The organism is Pseudomonas sp. SWRI81 (assembly GCF_014268545.1).
GTDB lineage: Bacteria > Pseudomonadota > Gammaproteobacteria > Pseudomonadales > Pseudomonadaceae > Aquipseudomonas > Aquipseudomonas hamedanensis.
Genome location: NZ_JABWQS010000001.1, coordinates 193,261 through 208,981 on the forward strand (window position 1 = coordinate 193,261; position 15,721 = coordinate 208,981).

Below are 15,721 nucleotides of genomic sequence, written 5' to 3' on the forward strand. Positions count from 1 at the left end.
TTTGGGAGTTCGCCATGTCTTTAGCGGTGATTCAAATGGTCAGCCAGAGTGACGTGCTGGCCAATCTGGCTCAGGCCCGGCGCCTGCTTGAACAGGCGGCCGCTGGCGGGGCGAAGCTCGCGGTACTGCCGGAAAACTTCGCCGCCATGGGTCGTCGCGACGTCGCCGATATCGGCCGCGCCGAAGCCTTGGGCGAAGGGTCGATCCTGCCATGGTTGAAACAGACCGCCCGCGACCTCACCTTATGGATAGTCGCCGGCACATTGCCGTTGCCGCCGCTGGGGCAACCCATGGCCAAGGCCAACGCCTGCTCGCTGTTGATCAACGAACACGGCGAGATCGTCGCGCGCTATGACAAGCTGCATCTGTTCGATGTCGACGTGGCGGACAATCGCGGTCGTTACCGCGAGTCCGATGACTATGCTTATGGCAGCAATGTAGTGGTGGCGGACACGCCGGTTGGACGCGTCGGACTGACGGTGTGTTATGACTTGCGCTTCCCGGAGCTGTACAGCGAATTGCGTGCTGCCGGTGCCGAATTGATTACCGCACCGTCGGCGTTTACTGCCGTGACCGGCGCCGCGCATTGGGATGTGCTGATTCGCGCGCGTGCCATCGAGACTCAATGTTATGTGCTGGCGGCCGCACAGGGCGGAACCCACCCGGGACCGCGCGAAACCTTCGGCCATGCGGCAATTGTCGACCCGTGGGGGCGCGTACTGGCCCAACAGGATCAAGGCGAAGCGGTGTTGTTGGCCGCTCGCGACAGCGATGAACAGGCGTCCATTCGGGCGCGCATGCCGGTGACGCGTCATCGGCGGTTTTTCTCGCAGGGCGCCCAGCGACCTGCTTCAGAACACGAATTTAAGGCGTAAACCTATGAGCGAGTTGTTGTCCTCAGTCAGTGATCATCTATTGGCGCCCGGTGGCGTGACGATCGAGAGCCTGCAAGGTGTGCTCGGCGATCTTGCCGGCCCTGGCATCGATGCCGCCGATCTGTATTTCCAGGGGCAGATTTCCGAGTCGTGGTCGCTGGAAGACGGCATCGTCAAGGAAGGCAGCTTCAACCTCGACCAGGGCGTTGGCGTGCGCGCGCAGTCCGGTGAAAAAACCGGTTTTGCCTACAGCAACGCGATCACCCTCGAAGCCCTCGGCGCTGCGGCCCGTGCGGCGCGCTCGATCTCCCGCGCCGGGCAGAACGGCACCGTGCAGGCGTTCAGCACCCAGGATGTCGCGCAACTGTATGCGCCGGACAACCCGCTGGAAGTGCTGAGCCGGGCCGAAAAAGTCGAATTGCTCAAGCGCATCGACGTCGCCACGCGCGCGCTCGACCCGCGCATTCAACAGGTCAGCGTGAGCATGGCCGGTGTCTGGGAGCGCATCCTGGTGGCATCTACCGACGGTGGCCTGGCCGCCGATGTGCGACCGCTGGTGCGTTTCAACGTCAGTGTCATCGTCGAGCAGAACGGCCGTCGCGAGCGTGGCGGACATGGCGGCGGCGGACGTACCGATTACCGTTATTTCCTCGCCGAGGACCGCGCGATGGGCTATGCCCGGGAAGCGTTGCGTCAGGCGCTGGTCAATCTGGAAGCGATCCCGGCGCCGGCCGGTACGCTGCCGGTGGTACTGGGTTCAGGATGGTCCGGCGTGCTGCTGCACGAGGCGGTCGGTCACGGTCTGGAAGGCGATTTCAACCGCAAGGGCAGCTCCGCCTACAGCGGGCGCATGGGCGAAATGGTTGCCTCGAAACTCTGCACCATCGTCGATGACGGCACGTTGAGCGGGCGTCGCGGTTCGCTGAGTGTCGATGACGAAGGCACCCCGACCGAGTGCACCACGCTGATCGAAAACGGTGTGCTCAAGGGCTACATGCAGGACAAGCTCAATGCCCGTCTGATGGGGGTGGCGCGCACTGGTAACGGTCGCCGCGAATCCTACGCGCACCTGCCGATGCCACGGATGACAAACACTTACATGCTCGGCGGCGAAAGCGATCCGGCGGAAATCATTGCTTCGGTGAAGAAAGGCATCTACTGCGCCAACCTTGGCGGCGGTCAGGTCGACATCACCAGCGGCAAGTTCGTGTTCTCCACCAGCGAGGCCTACCTGATCGAGGACGGCAAAATCACCGCGCCGGTCAAAGGCGCGACGTTGATCGGCAACGGCCCCGAGGCGATGAGCCGGGTGTCGATGGTCGGTAACGATCTGGCGCTGGACAGCGGTGTGGGCACGTGCGGCAAGGATGGGCAGTCGGTGCCGGTGGGTGTCGGTCAGCCAACGCTGAAAATCGATGCGATCACCGTGGGTGGCACGGGCGCATAAGAGGACGTGGAGCTTCGGGTGGCGCGCAGGGCGGCCACCCGGTGGCGAATATCAACGCAGGCCGCGTTGTCTATCGTCCAGCTCGCGGATGTATTTGAAGATCTTGCGGCTGGAAGCAGGAGGTTTGTTTTGCGCAACCTCGTGCTGGGCCTGGCGGATCAGGGAGCGTAGCTGTTGACGGTCGGCGTCCGGGTACTCGACGACGAATTTCTCCAGCACGGCGTCATCGCCCGCGATCAGGCGGTCACGCCAGCGTTCCAGATTATGGAAACGCTCGTTGTACTGGCGAGTGGAGGCATCGAGTTGATCGAGCAACGTCAGAATCGCGTCCGTGTCCTGGTCGCGCATCAGTTTGCCGATGAACTGCAAATGCCGTTTACGCGCGATGTTCGCGGTGTGCTTGGGCGCATCGGCCAATGCCCGACGCAAAGCGTCGGTCAACGGCAGTTTTGCCTGCAAGTCGGGCTTGAGTGTGGTCAGGCGCTCGCCAAGGTCAACCAGAGCATGCAGCTCGCGTTTGACCTGAGATTTGCTTTTTTCTCCCGTATCGAGGGAGTCGTCGTAAGAATCAACCATGGTGGCAGTCCGCAAAGAAACGCCGCCATGATAACCAGTCGGGGGCCGCTTGTCCGGCCCGGTCGCTCGTTGACCCCAGCCGAAAGCAGAATTTGAGTGGAGATGAGCATGAGTGCAGTTCAAAGCGTCGGCCCGCAGGCATTGCCGGCACTGCAGGAACAGGTTGAGCAGATCGTCGCTGAAGCCAGGCGCCAGGGCGCCAGCGCCTGTGAGGTTGCGGTGTCGCTGGAGCAGGGGCTGTCGACTTCGGTGCGTCAGCGCGAGGTCGAAACGGTCGAATTCAACCGCGATCAGGGCTTTGGCATCACCTTGTACGTCGGCCAGCGCAAGGGCTCGGCCAGCACCTCGGCCACCGGGCCAGAGGCGATTCGTGAAACGGTCGCGGCGGCACTGGCGATCGCCAAGCACACCTCCGAGGACGAAGCGTCAGGTCTTGCCGATGCGGCATTGATGGCCAAAGACATCAAGGATTTCGACCTGTTCCACGAATGGGATATCACCCCGGAGCAAGCCATCGAGAAGGCCTTGCTCTGCGAGGCGGCGGCTTTTGATGCCGATGCGCGGATCAAGAACGCCGACGGCACCACGCTCAGCACCCATCAGGGTTGCCGTGTTTATGGCAACAGCCACGGTTTCATCGGGGGTTACGCATCGACGCGGCACAGCCTCAGTTGCGTGATGATCGCCGAAGCGGACGGCCAGATGCAGCGCGATTACTGGTACGACGTCAACCGTCAGGGCAGCTTGCTCGCCGATCCGGTGAGCATCGGCCAGCGTGCCGCGCAGCGAGCGGCGAGCCGTCTGGGCGCGCGCCCGGTGCCGACTTGCGAAGTGCCAGTGCTGTTTTCCGCTGAGCTGGCGGGCGGTTTGTTCGGCAGCTTCCTGTCGGCGGTATCGGGCGGCAGCCTGTATCGCAAGTCTTCATTCCTGGAAGGCACGCTGGGGCAGAAGCTGTTCCCGGAATGGTTGACCATCGACGAGCGTCCGCACCTGATGCGCGCCATGGGCAGCGCTTCCTATGACGGCGACGGCCTGGCGACCTATGCCAAACCGTTCGTCGAAAAAGGCGAGTTGGTGTCCTACATCCTGGGTACGTACTCCGGACGCAAACTGGGCATGCCGAGCACCGCCAACGCGGGCGGGGTGCACAACCTGTTCGTCACCCATGGCGATGAGGATCAGGCAGCGCTGCTGAAACGCATGGGCCGCGGATTGCTGGTCACCGAGTTGATGGGGCATGGCCTGAACATGGTCACCGGCGACTATTCGCGCGGGGCGGCGGGTTTCTGGGTCGAAAACGGCGAAATCCAGTTCGCGGTGCAGGAAGTGACCATCGCCGGCAACATGCGCGACATGTTCAAGCAGATTGTCGCGGTAGGGAATGACCTGGAACTGCGCAGCAACATCCGCACCGGTTCGGTGTTGATCGAGCGGATGACTGTCGCGGGCAGTTAAGCCCGGCCGTTACACAAAAAAGGCGCGCCACCTCAACGGGTGGTGTGCCTTTTTTTATGCTTGCACAAATCTCCTGTGGGAGCGGGCTTGCTCGCGAATGCGGTCTTTCAGTCACAACATCTCTGGCTGATACACCGCATTCGCGAGCAAGCCCGCTCCCACAAGGTTGCGTGCATGCAGGCTTGTTTTGGTTCTCATTATCATCTAATAATGAATCTCATCTCCGCACGAGTCCCGGATCATGAGTTCTGCCTTGCACGAGCAGCCCTACCTCGAAAGCTGGCGCTGGATGAGTCGCCAGATCCGTTGCGCACTGAATCCTGACGAGCCGCGCCTGATCGAACACTACCTTGCCGAAGGACGCTATCTGTCCTGTTGCACGGCAACCTCGCCCTGGACCGTCGCCGAAACTTCTTTCCGTCTGTTGCTCGATACCGCCACTGATGTGGCCTTGCCGTGGCACTGGCGCAGCCTCTGCCTCGATCAGGCCTGGCGGCCGTTGCGCGACATGGAGCGCCTGGCGCTTTGCCAATGCCGCCTCCAGCGCTGGCAGCGCTACACCTGGCAACTCGCAACATGCGAGTTGCAACCCTCGATCCCTCTTACTGAATTGCTGCAAGGACACTCGCATGACCAAGACACGTATTGAGCGCGACAGCATGGGCGAACTGCAGGTGCCGGTCGACGCGCTCTACGGCGCGCAAACCCAGCGCGCGGTGAATAACTTCCCGATCAGCGGCAAGCCGATGCCGCGCCAGTTCGTCCGCGCACTGATTCTGGCCAAGGCTGCCGCCGCTCGCGCCAACGTCGAGTTGAACCAGATCAGCGCGGCGCAAGGCAAAGCCATCAGCGATGCCGCGCAAGGGCTGCTCGAAGGAGATTTCATGCAGCATTTCCCGGTGGATATTTTCCAGACCGGTTCCGGCACCAGCTCGAACATGAACGCCAATGAAGTGATCGCTACGCTGGCCAGCCGTCTGCTTGGCGAGTCGATCAATGCCAACGACCACGTCAACTGCGGCCAGAGCAGCAACGACATCATCCCGACCACCATCCATGTCAGCGCCGCGCTGGCCTTGCATGAACAATTACTGCCGGCGCTGCTGCATCTTGTGCAAGTCATTGAGCACAAGGCCGGACAAGTGCATCACCACGTCAAGACCGGCCGCACGCATCTGATGGACGCGATGCCCGTGCGCATGAGTCAGGTGCTTAATGGCTGGGCGCAGCAGCTCAAGGCCAACATCGGTCATTTGCAGGATGTGCTGCCCAGTCTGCAATCGCTGGCGCAGGGCGGCACGGCGGTCGGCACCGGGGTCAATGCGCACCCTGAATTCGCGGCGCGTTTCAGCCGGCATTTGAGCCAACTGACCGACGTGCAATTCACCCCGGGCAAGGATCTGTTCGCGCTGATCGGCTCGCAGGACACCGCCGTCGCCGTTTCCGGTCAGCTCAAGGCCTGCGCCGTGACGCTGATGAAAATCGCCAACGACCTGCGCTGGATGAACTCCGGCCCGCTCGCCGGTCTCGGCGAAATCGAGCTCGAAGCCCTGCAACCCGGCTCGTCGATCATGCCGGGCAAGGTCAATCCGGTGATACCGGAAGCCGCGGCCATGGTCGCTGCGCAGGTGATCGGCAACGATTCGGTGATCACCGTCGCCGGTCAGTCGGGCAACTTCGAACTCAATGTGATGCTGCCGATCATCGCCGACAACCTGCTGAGCAGCATCGAGCTGCTGGCCAATGCCAGCCGCCTGCTCGGTGACAAGGCCATCGCCAGCTTCAAAGTCAACGAGGCGCGCCTCAAGGAAGCGTTGTCGCGTAACCCGATTCTGGTGACTGCGCTCAATCCGATCATCGGCTACCAGAAGGCCGCCGAAATCGCCAAGCAGGCCTACAGGGAAGGTCGCGCGGTGATCGACGTCGCGCTGGAACACACCGACCTGTCACGCCGGGAGCTGGAAGAGTTGCTCAACCCCGAGAAACTCACCGCCGGCGGCGTGTAAATCCCGCAACCGCTTTGGAGGTTCATCATGGAGCACTGGAAACGCACGATCGAACGGGCCAATCGCTGCTTCATGCTGGGCGAGTTGATCGATGCCCGCGAGGCTTACCTGCAAGCCCTGGCCCTGGCGCAAGTGTTGTTCGAACGCTGGACGGACGCCGACGAAGCGGTGGCGGCCTGCGTCGTCTCTCATCACAACCTCGCCGATTTGCACCTGCGCCTGAATCAACCGGAGGAGAGCGCCGAGTATCTGTGCGCCATCCACCAACGGTTATTGCAGACCATGCAGGACGAACGCTTGCGCCCGGCCCTGCGTGAAGCGGCGTTGCGCCAGAGCAGCAAGACCTACGTCGAACTGCTGAATTTCATCAGCGAGCACGGCGAATACCCGCGCACCCAGCGTCTGCTGCACCCGGACACCGGCAATGCACGTCGCGCCTCAGCCCCTCACCACCATGGAGTCCATTGAAATGGCTTTTACCTTGCCTGCCTTGCCTTACGCCTACGATGCCCTCGAACCGCACATCGATGCGCAAACCATGGAAATCCACTACACCAAGCATCACCAGACCTACATCAACAACCTTAACGCCGCCGTGGAAGGCACCGAGTTTGCCGAGTGGCCAGTGGAAAAACTTGTCGCCAGTGTGCAGCAGTTGCCGGAAAAGCTTCGCGCAGCGGTGATCAATCAGGGCGGCGGCCATGCCAACCATTCGCTGTTCTGGGAAGTGATGGTGCCCAACGGCGGCGGCGAGCCCGACGGTGCTTTGGCCAAAGCCATTGATGAACAACTGGGCGGACTCGACCGTTTCAAGGAAGCGTTCACCAAAGCCGCGCTGACCCGTTTCGGCAGCGGCTGGGCCTGGCTCAGCGTGACCCCGGAGAAAAAGCTGATCGTGGAAAGCAGCGGCAATCAGGACAGTCCATTGATGAACGGCAACACGCCGATTCTGGGTCTCGATGTCTGGGAACACGCTTATTACCTGCGGTACCAGAATCGTCGTCCGGAATACATCAATGCGTTTTACAACGTGATCAATTGGCCTGAAGTCGCTGCGCGCTACCAGGCCGCACTGGTCTGAGTTTCCGATAACAACAATTCAAGGCTGACTATGGGCACTGAGACACTGGCGATCACAAGTGGGCGTATGTTTCGTTACGCCGTGGGATCGCTGTTGCTGTTGGCGGGCATGACCCTGCTGGTCGCGCACGGGCTGCAATGGCTGGATCTTGCGCCGAGACTGTCCAGAGCCTTGCAGGGTGGTGCGATCTGCGCCCTCGGCACGGCGCTTGGCGCGGTTCCGGTGCTGGTGATCCGGCGCATGCCGCAAGCGCTCAGCGACACCTTGCTGGGGTTCGGTGCCGGGGTCATGCTGGCGGCGACAGCATTCTCGCTGATCGTGCCGGGCATCGCCGCTGCTGAAAGTCTGGGCCTGACTCCGTGGGCGGCCAGCGGACTGATCTGTTTCGGCATCCTGCTGGGCGCGCTCGGTCTGTACCTGGTTGATCGCAGACTGTCGGGGGCTTCGCCGCAAATGCTCATCGGCACGCTGGAGCATCCGGTGATTCCACCGCGGATCTGGCTGTTCGTGTTCGCCATCATCGCGCACAACATTCCGGAAGGCATGGCGGTCGGTGTGTCTGCGGGCGGCGGTATGCCGGAAGCGGACAGCCTGGCGATGGGTATCGCCTTGCAGGATGTGCCGGAGGGGTTGGTGATTGCGTTGGTGCTGGCCGGGGCGGGGATGTCGCGTGTCAGGGCATTCCTGATCGGCGCAGCGTCAGGTCTGGTCGAACCGGTGTTCGCAGTGTTGTGTGCCTGGCTGGTGAGTCTGGCGCAAGTGCTGTTGCCTCTGGGATTGGCACTGGCGGCGGGGGCGATGTTGCTGGTGGTCACTCACGAAGTCATCCCGGAGTCGCGCCGTCATGGTCATGACAAGCTGGCGAGTCTCGGTTTGTTGATCGGGTTTTGTCTGATGATGGTCATGGATACGGCGTTGGGTTGAGCTGTGGTGTGGGAGCTTGCTCCCGCCGGGCTGCGAAGCGGCCCCGCTGGATTTTTTCCAGCTGCACCGCACTGACGACTGCTGCGCAGCCGAGCGGGAGCAAGCTCCCTCGCCACAGGGTCACTCGCCTTCATCGAAGTAGTTGTTGATCAGTTCTACCAGGGCGTCCATGGCTTCCTGGGCTTGCTCGCCCTCGGTGGTCAAATGGATTTTGGTGCCCTTGCCCGCCGCCAGCATCATCATTGCCATAATGCTTTTACCGTCCACTGTGCTCTCGGGCGTGCGGCCCACTCTTATCGTCGTGTTCGGAAATTTGCCGGCAACGCCGACGAACTTGGCCGACGCTCGGGCGTGCAGCCCCAATTTGTTGATGATTTCGATTTCACGAGCAGGCATCGCGGTGTGAATCCTTTAGGTGAGGTCGCGGTGGCGAACCTGGACGTTCTTCAAGGTTTTTTGCAGGGCCTGACCCAGGCGTTCGGTCAGGTAGACAGAGCGGTGGTGCCCGCCGGTGCAGCCAATGGCGACGGTGACGTAGGCGCGATTGCTCGCGGCGAAGCGCGGCAGCCACTTGTGCAGGTAGGCGAAGATGTCCTGATACATTTCTTCGACATCCGGCTGTTCCGCCAGGTACTCGGCCACCGGCGCGTCGAGACCGGACTGCTCGCGCAGCTCCGGTTTCCAGTACGGGTTGGGCAGGCAGCGCACATCAAAGACCAGGTCGGCGTCGACCGGCATGCCGCGCTTGAAGCCAAACGACTCGACCAGAAACGCCGTACCCGGCTCCGGCTGGTTCAGCAGACGCAACTTGATGGTGTCGCGCAACTGATAGAGGTTCAGATGCGTGGTGTTGATCTTCAGGTCAGCCAGATCGGCAATCGGGCCGAGCAGGGCGCTTTCATCCTTGATCGCCTCGGCCAGCGAACGGTCGGCGTTGCTCAGCGGGTGACGACGGCGCGTTTCGGAGAAACGCTTGAGCAGGGTTTCCTCGTCGGCATCCAGATACAGCACATCGCACTGAATGTGCTTGCTCCGGGCATCTTCGAGCAGTTCGGGGAAGCGCGACAGGTGGCTCGGCAGGTTGCGCGCATCGATCGATACGGCCACCAGCGGCTGTGCCAGTTCGGTGTGGATCAGCGCGCGTTCGGCCAGTTCCGGCAGCAGGCCAGCCGGCAGGTTATCGATGCAGTAATAGCCGTTGTCCTCGAGGACATTCAGGGCGGTACTTTTACCCGAGCCCGAACGGCCGCTGACGATGATCAAACGCATGATTAGTGCCCGTTCTGCTCGTCCAGGACGACCTGGTACAGCGCTTCGTTGCTTGGCGCGCTGCGCAGTCTGTCGCGCACTTCCTTGCGATCGAGCATGCTGGCGATCTGGCGCAGCAATTCCAGGTGTGCATCGGTCGCGGCTTCCGGTACCAGCAATACGAACAGCAGGTCCACCGGGGCGCCGTCGATGGCGTCGAAATCAATCGGGGCTTCAAGGTGCATCAGCGCGCTGATCGGCGACTGGCAACCCTTGAGGCGGCAGTGGGGAATGGCGATGCCGTTGCCAAAACCGGTGGAACCGAGTTTTTCACGGGCAACCAGGGCCTCGAAGACATCCTGCATCGCCAGATCCGGCACTTCGCGGTGGATCAGGTTGGCAATCTGTTCGAGGGCTTTTTTCTTGCTGCCGCCCGGCGCGTTCACTTGGGAACGGCCGGGGGTCAGGATGGTTTCAAGTCGGATCATGGGATAGGGGGGTTAACGACCGGTCGCGCCCTGGAGGAGGCTCTGGGTCTTTTCCTTATGCTTTTTGAGTTGGCGATCCAGCTTGTCGGTCAGCAGGTCAATCGCGGCATACATGTCTGTGTGCTCTGCGTTGGCAACTACTTCTCCGCCGGGTATATGCAGTGTGGCTTCGATCTTCTGCAGCAGTTTTTCGACGCACATCGTGACTTGCACGTTAGTGATTTTGTCGAAATGCCTCTCCAGTCGGTCAAGTTTTTCACCGATGTAGGTGCGCAGGGGGTCGGTCACTTCCAGTTGGTGTCCACTGATGTTGACTTGCATACAGCTTCTCCTTCGTTGCCAGTGCATAAAGCGGCAGGCCGAAAAGCCTGCCACTGGAACGCTGTAACGTGGCTTACATCAACCGTTTGCGCTCGCTCGAAGGCGCGATCCCGAGGGATTCGCGGTACTTGGCGACCGTGCGGCGAGCCACCTGAATGCCTTGTGCCTCCAGTAAACCAGCGATCTTGCTGTCGCTCAACGGCTTTTTCTGATTTTCCGCGGCAACCAGTTTTTTAATGATCGCGCGGATCGCCGTGGACGAGCATTCGCCGCCTTCGGAGGTGCTGACGTGGCTGGAGAAAAAGTATTTCAGTTCATAAATACCGCGTGGGGTATGCATGAATTTCTGCGTGGTCACCCGGGAAATCGTCGATTCATGCATGCCTACGGCTTCGGCGATGTCATGCAGGACCAGCGGCTTCATCGCTTCGTCGCCGTATTCCAGGAAGCCGCGTTGATGCTCGACAATCTGCGTGGCCACTTTCATCAGGGTTTCGTTGCGGCTCTGCAGGCTCTTGATGAACCAGCGCGCTTCCTGCAACTGATTGCGCATGAATGTGTTGTCGGCGCTGGTGTCGGCGCGCTTGACGAAGCCAGCGTACTGGGCGTTGACGCGCAGACGCGGTACGGATTCCTGATTAAGCTCGACCAGCCAGCGTTCGTTGTCCTTGCGCACGATGACGTCGGGGATGACGTACTCGGCTTCGGTGGACTCGATCTGTGAGCCCGGACGCGGATTAAGGCTCTGCACCAGTTCGATGACCTGGCGCAGCTCATCTTCCTTGAGCTTCATGCGGCGCATCAACTGGCTGTAATCGCGGCTGCCCAGCAGGTCGATGTAATCGGCGACCAGACGTTTGGCCTCGGCCAGCCACGGCGTCCGGGCCGGCAACTGACGCAGTTGCAGCAGCAGGCACTCGCTGAGGTTGCGGGCGCCGATGCCGGCGGGTTCGAACTGCTGGATGCGGTGCAGGACGGCTTCGATTTCGTCCAGCTCGATGTCCAGTTCCGGATCGAATGCTTCAAGGATCTCGTCGAGGGTTTCGTCGAGATAGCCCTGATTGTTGATGCAATCGATCAGTGTCACGGCGATCAGCCGGTCGGTGTCGGACATCGGCGCGAGATTCAGTTGCCACAGCAGATGGCTTTGCAGGCTTTCGCCAACCGATGTGCGGGTGGTGAAATCCCACTCGTCGTCATCGCTGCTGGGCAGGCTGCTGGCGCTGGTCTGGTAGACGTCTTCCCAGGCGGTATCGACCGGAAGTTCGTTAGGGATGCGCTCGTTCCATTCGCCTTCCTCGAGGTTATCCACCGTCGGGGCGGCTTCCTGGTAGGACGGTTCCTGAATTTCGGCGGGCTTTTGTTCGGTGCTGTCGGCCAGCGGGTCGGAATTGTCGAAGTCGTCGCCTTCTTCCTGGCGTTCGAGCATCGGATTGGATTCCAGGGCCTCCTGGATTTCCTGTTGCAGATCCAGGGTGGACAATTGGAGCAGGCGGATGGCCTGTTGCAGCTGCGGTGTCATCGTCAGCTGCTGGCCCATTCTCAAGACTAGCGATGGTTTCATGGCAGGGGCTTAACACCTTATTCGCCGGCGCTATGCGCCATCCACTACAGGGCGCCGAAGCGCCAAACTTAAGCAAATTATATGCCTGAAACTGAAGTGTTTGCCTAGAGCGCTGTAACAATTAAAGCGTATTAAATTCCGGCTCGAATCGATACGGCGCCCGGGCGGCTCACCGGGCACTGTCGCTTACAGGCGGAATTCGTGACCCAGATACACTTCCTTGACCAGATCGTTGGCCAGAATGGTTTGCGCATCGCCTTCAGCGATCAGTTGGCCATCGTTGACGATATAGGCGGTTTCGCAGATATCCAGGGTCTCACGGACGTTGTGGTCGGTGATCAGCACACCGATGCCCTTGGCCTTGAGATGGTGAATGATCTGCTTGATGTCGCCGACCGAGATCGGGTCGACACCGGCGAACGGTTCGTCGAGCAGGATGAATTTCGGCGCGGTGGCCAGGGCGCGAGCGATTTCCACACGGCGACGCTCCCCGCCGGACAGGCTCATGCCGAGGCTGTCGCGAATGTGGCTGATGTGGAATTCCTGCAGCAGGCTTTCCAGCTCCTTGCGGCGGCCGGCCTTGTCGAGTTCCTGACGGGTCTCGAGGATGGCCATGATGTTGTCGGCCACCGACAGTTTGCGGAAGATCGACGCTTCTTGCGGCAGATAGCCGATACCGGCCTTGGCGCGACCGTGCATTGGCTGGTGACTGACGTCCAGATCATCGATCAGCACGCGCCCCTGATCGGCCTGCACCAGGCCGACGATCATGTAGAAGCAGGTCGTCTTGCCGGCGCCGTTCGGACCGAGCAGGCCGACGATCTGACCGCTGTCGATCGACAGGCTGACGTCACGCACGACCTGGCGGCTTTTATAGGCCTTGGCCAGGTGCTGAGCTTTCAGAGTTGCCATTACTGGGTTTTCTCGTCGGTTTTCTTCTTCGGCTGGATCACCATGTCGATGCGCGGACGCGCTTCGGTGACTTTGCTGCCCGTGGCGCGACCGGCGCTGGCGAGTTTCTTCACGGTGTCGTAGACGATTTTCTCGCCCTGAGTAACGTTGCCGTCCTTGTCGACGACCTTGGCCTTGTCGATCAGCACGACGCGGTTTTGCTGGGCGTGGTACTGAATCGTCACGCCGTAGCCTTGTACCGGTTTGGTGTCGCCCTGGGTTTGCAACTGTTCGAAGTAAGCCAGGTTGCCCACGGAGGTCACAACGTCGATGTCGCCATTCGGCGCGCGAGTCATGGTCACCGTGTTGCCTTTAACGATCATCGAACCCTGAGTAATGATCACGTCACCTTTATAGGTGGCAATGCCATTCTTGTCGTCCAGTTGGGCGTCGTCGGCCTGAATGCGGATCGGTTGCTGCTGATCGTTCGGCAGGGACCAGGCGCTCACGCTTCCCAGTGCTGCGCCCAGACTGAGCAAAATAGGGAGGGTTTTAACGAGCCTCATACTGTCCTCTTACGTTCGATTGCAGGTGTATCCTGCTTTCCTTCAGGTACGCTTTCATTCCGACGCCAGTCGATACACCGCCAGCGCCCTCGATTCTAACGGGTTGCGCGGTCTGCGCATATTCTTGCTGCGGGAACACGGTCATGCGGGTGCTGGTGATCAGGGTGCCGCGATTTTTCTCATCGGTACGCTGTACGCGCACCGAGTCGATCAATTCCACTTCGGTACCGCCCGAATTCACTTCGCCGCGCTCACTGGTCACGTGCCATGGGAAGTCGGTGCCGCGATACATGTTCAAGTCCGGTCTGGTGACCAGCGTGACGTCGGTGGCCTTGACGTGCTCGGCCTTGTCGGAGGTCATCTCATACTGCACTTTGCCGTCCGGCAGATACTGAATGGTGCGCGTGTTGGTCGCGTACCAGTCGATCGGGTTTTCGGCGGTCGACACCGGCGGCTTGTCGAGAAAGCGCTCCGGGCTGATATTCCAATAGCCGACCGCTGCGAAGATCGCAGCGATGCAGCCGAACAGCAGGAAGTTGCGAAACTTTTTGCTAAACATGGTCAGGCTCACAGGTACGCGGCGTTGGCCGCATCGAGGCGGCCCTGGGCGTGCAGGATCAATTCGCAGAACTCGCGGGCGGCACCTTCGCCGCCGCGGGCGCGGGTCACGCCGTGGGCATGTTCGCGGACGAAATCGGCAGCGTTGGCAACGGCCATGCCCAGGCCCACGCGGCGGATCACCGGCAGGTCAGGCAGATCGTCACCCAGGTAGGCGACCTGTTCATAGCTTAGGCCCAGTTGCGCCAGCAGGCCGTCGAGAACGACCAGTTTGTCCTCGCGCCCCTGAAACAGATGAGGAATGCCGAGGTTTTTCGCACGGCGTTCGACCACCGGGGTTTTGCGGCCACTGATGATAGCCGTCTGCACGCCGGCATTCATCAGCATTTTGATGCCCTGGCCGTCGAGGGTGTTGAACGTCTTGAACTCGCTGCCGTCTTCGAGGAAATACAGACGTCCGTCGGTAAGGACGCCATCGACGTCGAAGACTGCCAGTTTGATCGCTTTGCCGCGTTGCAGCAGATCGTTGCTCATTACATGACTCCTGCGCGCAGCAGATCGGAGAGGTTGAAGGCGCCGATCGGGCGGTCCTCCTCGTCGACGACTACCAGGGCGTTGATTCGGTGGTCTTCCATGATTTTCAGGGCTTCGGCGGCGAGCATCTCGGGCCGGGCGGTCTTGCCGTGCGCGGTCATCACCTGATCAATGGTGGCGCTGCGGATATCGATGGCGCGATCCAGGGTGCGACGCAAGTCGCCGTCGGTGAAGATCCCCGCGAGCTTGCCGTCGGCTTCAAGGATGACGGTCATGCCGAGGCCCTTGCGGGTCATCTCCATCAGCGCGTCCTTGAGCAAAGTGCCGCGTTGCACTTGCGGCAGCTCCTGTCCGGCGTGCATGACGTTTTCCACTTTCAGCAGCAGACGACGCCCAAGCGCTCCGCCCGGATGAGAGAAGGCGAAGTCTTCAGCGGTAAAGCCGCGCGCCTCCAGCAGCGCAACCGCCAGGGCATCGCCCATGACCAGCGCAGCCGTCGTCGACGAGGTCGGCGCCAGGTTCAGCGGGCAGGCCTCGTGCTCGACGTGAACGTTGAGATTGACCTCGGCGGCCTTCGCCAGCGGCGACTGCGGGTTGCCGGTGAGGCTGATCAACTGGATGCCCAGGCGTTTGATCAGGGGCAGCAAGGTCACGATTTCATTGGTCGAGCCAGAGTTCGACAGGGCCAGGATCACGTCGTCGCGAGTGATCATGCCCATGTCGCCGTGGCTGGCTTCGGCCGGGTGCACGAAAAACGCCGGGGTGCCGGTGCTGGCCAGGGTGGCGGCAATCTTGTTGCCGATGTGCCCCGATTTGCCCATGCCGACCACGACCACACGCCCCTTGCTGGCCAGAATCATCTCGCAGGCGCGCACGAAATCGGCGTCGATATGGGGCATCAAGCCTTGAACGGCTTCCACTTCGAGGCGGATGGTGCGTTGTGCCGATTGAATCAGGTCGCGGGTTTTGCTCATGTCAGGAATCGTTTAGCCCGATGAAAAGGCGGCGATTATAGCGGTTTAGTTGCAAAGCCTCACGCAAGTTCGTCGTGCTTTGTCATTACTCGTTACCAAAACCCTCTAAAAGAAGCGGCGACCCTCTCATGTCGCTGATCTGCGAGGGGTTCAGGCTTGGGCGCTTGGCCTTTGCAGTGATATAGTTCGCCGCCAGTTCGGCCTGCCCGGGAT

General features: G+C 61.0%; 19 protein-coding genes. 8 read left to right on the plus strand and 11 right to left on the minus strand.

Annotated elements, in window-relative coordinates:
* The first annotated feature begins 14 nt into the window (after positions 1–14).
* Entirely contained in the window at positions 15–875 is an 861-nt protein-coding gene (locus tag HU765_RS00800; RefSeq protein WP_186618677.1) for a carbon-nitrogen hydrolase family protein, read from the plus strand.
* Between the two features lie 4 nt (positions 876–879).
* The gene (gene tldD / locus HU765_RS00805; RefSeq protein ID WP_007961588.1) at positions 880–2,322 is read left to right on the plus strand and encodes a metalloprotease TldD; all 1,443 of its coding nucleotides are present in this window, start codon (positions 880–882) and stop codon (positions 2,320–2,322) included.
* Positions 2,323–2,373: 51 nt separating this feature from the next.
* Here the strand turns inward: tldD and yjgA are convergent, their stop codons facing one another.
* Positions 2,374–2,898 carry a ribosome biogenesis factor YjgA gene (yjgA, locus tag HU765_RS00810; protein WP_186618678.1) on the minus strand — a complete coding sequence of 175 codons (525 nt, stop codon included), beginning with the start codon at positions 2,896–2,898 and terminating at the stop codon, positions 2,374–2,376.
* A 102-nt stretch (positions 2,899–3,000) separates the two neighbouring features.
* Here yjgA and pmbA point away from each other — a divergent pair, with 102 nt between their 5' ends.
* The 6 genes from pmbA to HU765_RS00840 all read left to right on the plus strand — a co-directional run bounded on the left by pmbA (position 3,001) and on the right by HU765_RS00840 (position 8,364).
* The gene (gene pmbA / locus HU765_RS00815) at positions 3,001–4,353 is read left to right on the plus strand and encodes a metalloprotease PmbA (protein ID WP_186618679.1); all 1,353 of its coding nucleotides are present in this window, start codon (positions 3,001–3,003) and stop codon (positions 4,351–4,353) included.
* 241 nt (positions 4,354–4,594) lie between these two features.
* Entirely contained in the window at positions 4,595–5,002 is a 408-nt protein-coding gene (locus HU765_RS00820) for a FagA protein (protein ID WP_186618680.1), read from the plus strand.
* Entirely contained in the window at positions 4,983–6,359 is a 1,377-nt protein-coding gene (locus tag HU765_RS00825) for a class II fumarate hydratase (RefSeq protein ID WP_186618681.1), read from the plus strand. Before HU765_RS00820 ends, HU765_RS00825 begins: the two co-directional genes overlap by 20 nt.
* Positions 6,360–6,386: 27 nt before the next feature.
* On the plus strand, positions 6,387–6,827 hold the full coding sequence (locus HU765_RS00830; protein WP_186618682.1) for a hypothetical protein: 441 nt from the start codon (positions 6,387–6,389) through the stop codon (positions 6,825–6,827).
* A gap of 1 nt (position 6,828) precedes the next feature.
* A complete protein-coding gene (locus HU765_RS00835; RefSeq protein ID WP_186618683.1) occupies positions 6,829–7,440 on the plus strand; it encodes a superoxide dismutase in 612 nt (203 codons plus the stop codon).
* 30 nt (positions 7,441–7,470) lie between these two features.
* Positions 7,471–8,364, plus strand: coding sequence for a ZIP family metal transporter (locus HU765_RS00840; RefSeq protein ID WP_186618684.1), 894 nt, complete (start codon positions 7,471–7,473; stop codon positions 8,362–8,364).
* 120 nt (positions 8,365–8,484) lie between these two features.
* On the opposite strand, the gene HU765_RS00845 is transcribed toward HU765_RS00840, so the two are convergent.
* The 10 genes from HU765_RS00845 to HU765_RS00890 form a co-directional block, all read right to left on the minus strand.
* The gene (locus HU765_RS00845; protein ID WP_186618685.1) at positions 8,485–8,760 is read right to left on the minus strand and encodes an HPr family phosphocarrier protein; all 276 of its coding nucleotides are present in this window, start codon (positions 8,758–8,760) and stop codon (positions 8,485–8,487) included.
* Between the two features lie 15 nt (positions 8,761–8,775).
* Positions 8,776–9,633 carry an RNase adapter RapZ gene (rapZ, locus tag HU765_RS00850; RefSeq protein ID WP_186547265.1) on the minus strand — a complete coding sequence of 286 codons (858 nt, stop codon included), beginning with the start codon at positions 9,631–9,633 and terminating at the stop codon, positions 8,776–8,778.
* Between the two features lie 2 nt (positions 9,634–9,635).
* On the minus strand, positions 9,636–10,100 hold the full coding sequence (gene ptsN, locus HU765_RS00855) for a PTS IIA-like nitrogen regulatory protein PtsN (RefSeq protein ID WP_186618686.1): 465 nt from the start codon (positions 10,098–10,100) through the stop codon (positions 9,636–9,638).
* A 12-nt stretch (positions 10,101–10,112) separates the two neighbouring features.
* A complete protein-coding gene (gene raiA, locus HU765_RS00860) occupies positions 10,113–10,421 on the minus strand; it encodes a ribosome-associated translation inhibitor RaiA (protein ID WP_186618687.1) in 309 nt (102 codons plus the stop codon).
* Positions 10,422–10,494: 73 nt separating this feature from the next.
* The gene (locus HU765_RS00865; protein WP_186547263.1) at positions 10,495–11,985 is read right to left on the minus strand and encodes an RNA polymerase factor sigma-54; all 1,491 of its coding nucleotides are present in this window, start codon (positions 11,983–11,985) and stop codon (positions 10,495–10,497) included.
* A 186-nt stretch (positions 11,986–12,171) separates the two neighbouring features.
* Positions 12,172–12,897, minus strand: a complete 726-nt coding sequence (gene lptB / locus HU765_RS00870; protein ID WP_186618688.1) for an LPS export ABC transporter ATP-binding protein — start codon at positions 12,895–12,897, stop codon at positions 12,172–12,174.
* Positions 12,897–13,442 (minus strand): lipopolysaccharide transport periplasmic protein LptA, encoded by a 546-nt coding sequence (gene lptA / locus HU765_RS00875; protein ID WP_186618689.1) that lies wholly within the window; start codon positions 13,440–13,442, stop codon positions 12,897–12,899. The genes lptB and lptA overlap by 1 nt, the downstream gene beginning before the upstream one ends.
* Positions 13,429–14,001 (minus strand): LPS export ABC transporter periplasmic protein LptC, encoded by a 573-nt coding sequence (lptC, locus tag HU765_RS00880; protein ID WP_186618690.1) that lies wholly within the window; start codon positions 13,999–14,001, stop codon positions 13,429–13,431. The genes lptA and lptC overlap by 14 nt, the downstream gene beginning before the upstream one ends.
* An 8-nt stretch (positions 14,002–14,009) precedes the next feature.
* Positions 14,010–14,534 (minus strand): HAD family hydrolase, encoded by a 525-nt coding sequence (locus HU765_RS00885; protein WP_186618691.1) that lies wholly within the window; start codon positions 14,532–14,534, stop codon positions 14,010–14,012.
* Positions 14,534–15,508, minus strand: coding sequence for a KpsF/GutQ family sugar-phosphate isomerase (locus tag HU765_RS00890; protein ID WP_186618692.1), 975 nt, complete (start codon positions 15,506–15,508; stop codon positions 14,534–14,536). The genes HU765_RS00885 and HU765_RS00890 overlap by 1 nt, the downstream gene beginning before the upstream one ends.
* Between the last annotated feature and the right edge of the window lie 213 nt (positions 15,509–15,721).

Excerpts from the sequence above, each read along its gene's own strand:
- HU765_RS00800 (WP_186618677.1), top strand. The coding sequence starts at position 15 with ATGTCTTTAGCGGTGATTCAAATGGTCAGCCAGAGTGACGTGCTGGCC.
- tldD (WP_007961588.1), top strand. The coding sequence starts at position 880 with ATGAGCGAGTTGTTGTCCTCAGTCAGTGATCATCTATTGGCGCCCGGT.
- yjgA (WP_186618678.1), bottom strand. The coding sequence starts at position 2,898 with ATGGTTGATTCTTACGACGACTCCCTCGATACGGGAGAAAAAAGCAAA.
- pmbA (WP_186618679.1), top strand. The coding sequence starts at position 3,001 with ATGAGCATGAGTGCAGTTCAAAGCGTCGGCCCGCAGGCATTGCCGGCA.
- HU765_RS00820 (WP_186618680.1), top strand. The coding sequence starts at position 4,595 with ATGAGTTCTGCCTTGCACGAGCAGCCCTACCTCGAAAGCTGGCGCTGG.
- HU765_RS00825 (WP_186618681.1), top strand. The coding sequence starts at position 4,983 with ATGACCAAGACACGTATTGAGCGCGACAGCATGGGCGAACTGCAGGTG.
- HU765_RS00830 (WP_186618682.1), top strand. The coding sequence starts at position 6,387 with ATGGAGCACTGGAAACGCACGATCGAACGGGCCAATCGCTGCTTCATG.
- HU765_RS00835 (WP_186618683.1), top strand. The coding sequence starts at position 6,829 with ATGGCTTTTACCTTGCCTGCCTTGCCTTACGCCTACGATGCCCTCGAA.
- HU765_RS00840 (WP_186618684.1), top strand. The coding sequence starts at position 7,471 with ATGGGCACTGAGACACTGGCGATCACAAGTGGGCGTATGTTTCGTTAC.
- HU765_RS00845 (WP_186618685.1), bottom strand. The coding sequence starts at position 8,760 with ATGCCTGCTCGTGAAATCGAAATCATCAACAAATTGGGGCTGCACGCC.
- rapZ (WP_186547265.1), bottom strand. The coding sequence starts at position 9,633 with ATGCGTTTGATCATCGTCAGCGGCCGTTCGGGCTCGGGTAAAAGTACC.
- ptsN (WP_186618686.1), bottom strand. The coding sequence starts at position 10,100 with ATGATCCGACTTGAAACCATCCTGACCCCCGGCCGTTCCCAAGTGAAC.
- raiA (WP_186618687.1), bottom strand. The coding sequence starts at position 10,421 with ATGCAAGTCAACATCAGTGGACACCAACTGGAAGTGACCGACCCCCTG.
- HU765_RS00865 (WP_186547263.1), bottom strand. The coding sequence starts at position 11,985 with ATGAAACCATCGCTAGTCTTGAGAATGGGCCAGCAGCTGACGATGACA.
- lptB (WP_186618688.1), bottom strand. The coding sequence starts at position 12,897 with ATGGCAACTCTGAAAGCTCAGCACCTGGCCAAGGCCTATAAAAGCCGC.
- lptA (WP_186618689.1), bottom strand. The coding sequence starts at position 13,442 with ATGAGGCTCGTTAAAACCCTCCCTATTTTGCTCAGTCTGGGCGCAGCA.
- lptC (WP_186618690.1), bottom strand. The coding sequence starts at position 14,001 with ATGTTTAGCAAAAAGTTTCGCAACTTCCTGCTGTTCGGCTGCATCGCT.
- HU765_RS00885 (WP_186618691.1), bottom strand. The coding sequence starts at position 14,534 with ATGAGCAACGATCTGCTGCAACGCGGCAAAGCGATCAAACTGGCAGTC.
- HU765_RS00890 (WP_186618692.1), bottom strand. The coding sequence starts at position 15,508 with ATGAGCAAAACCCGCGACCTGATTCAATCGGCACAACGCACCATCCGC.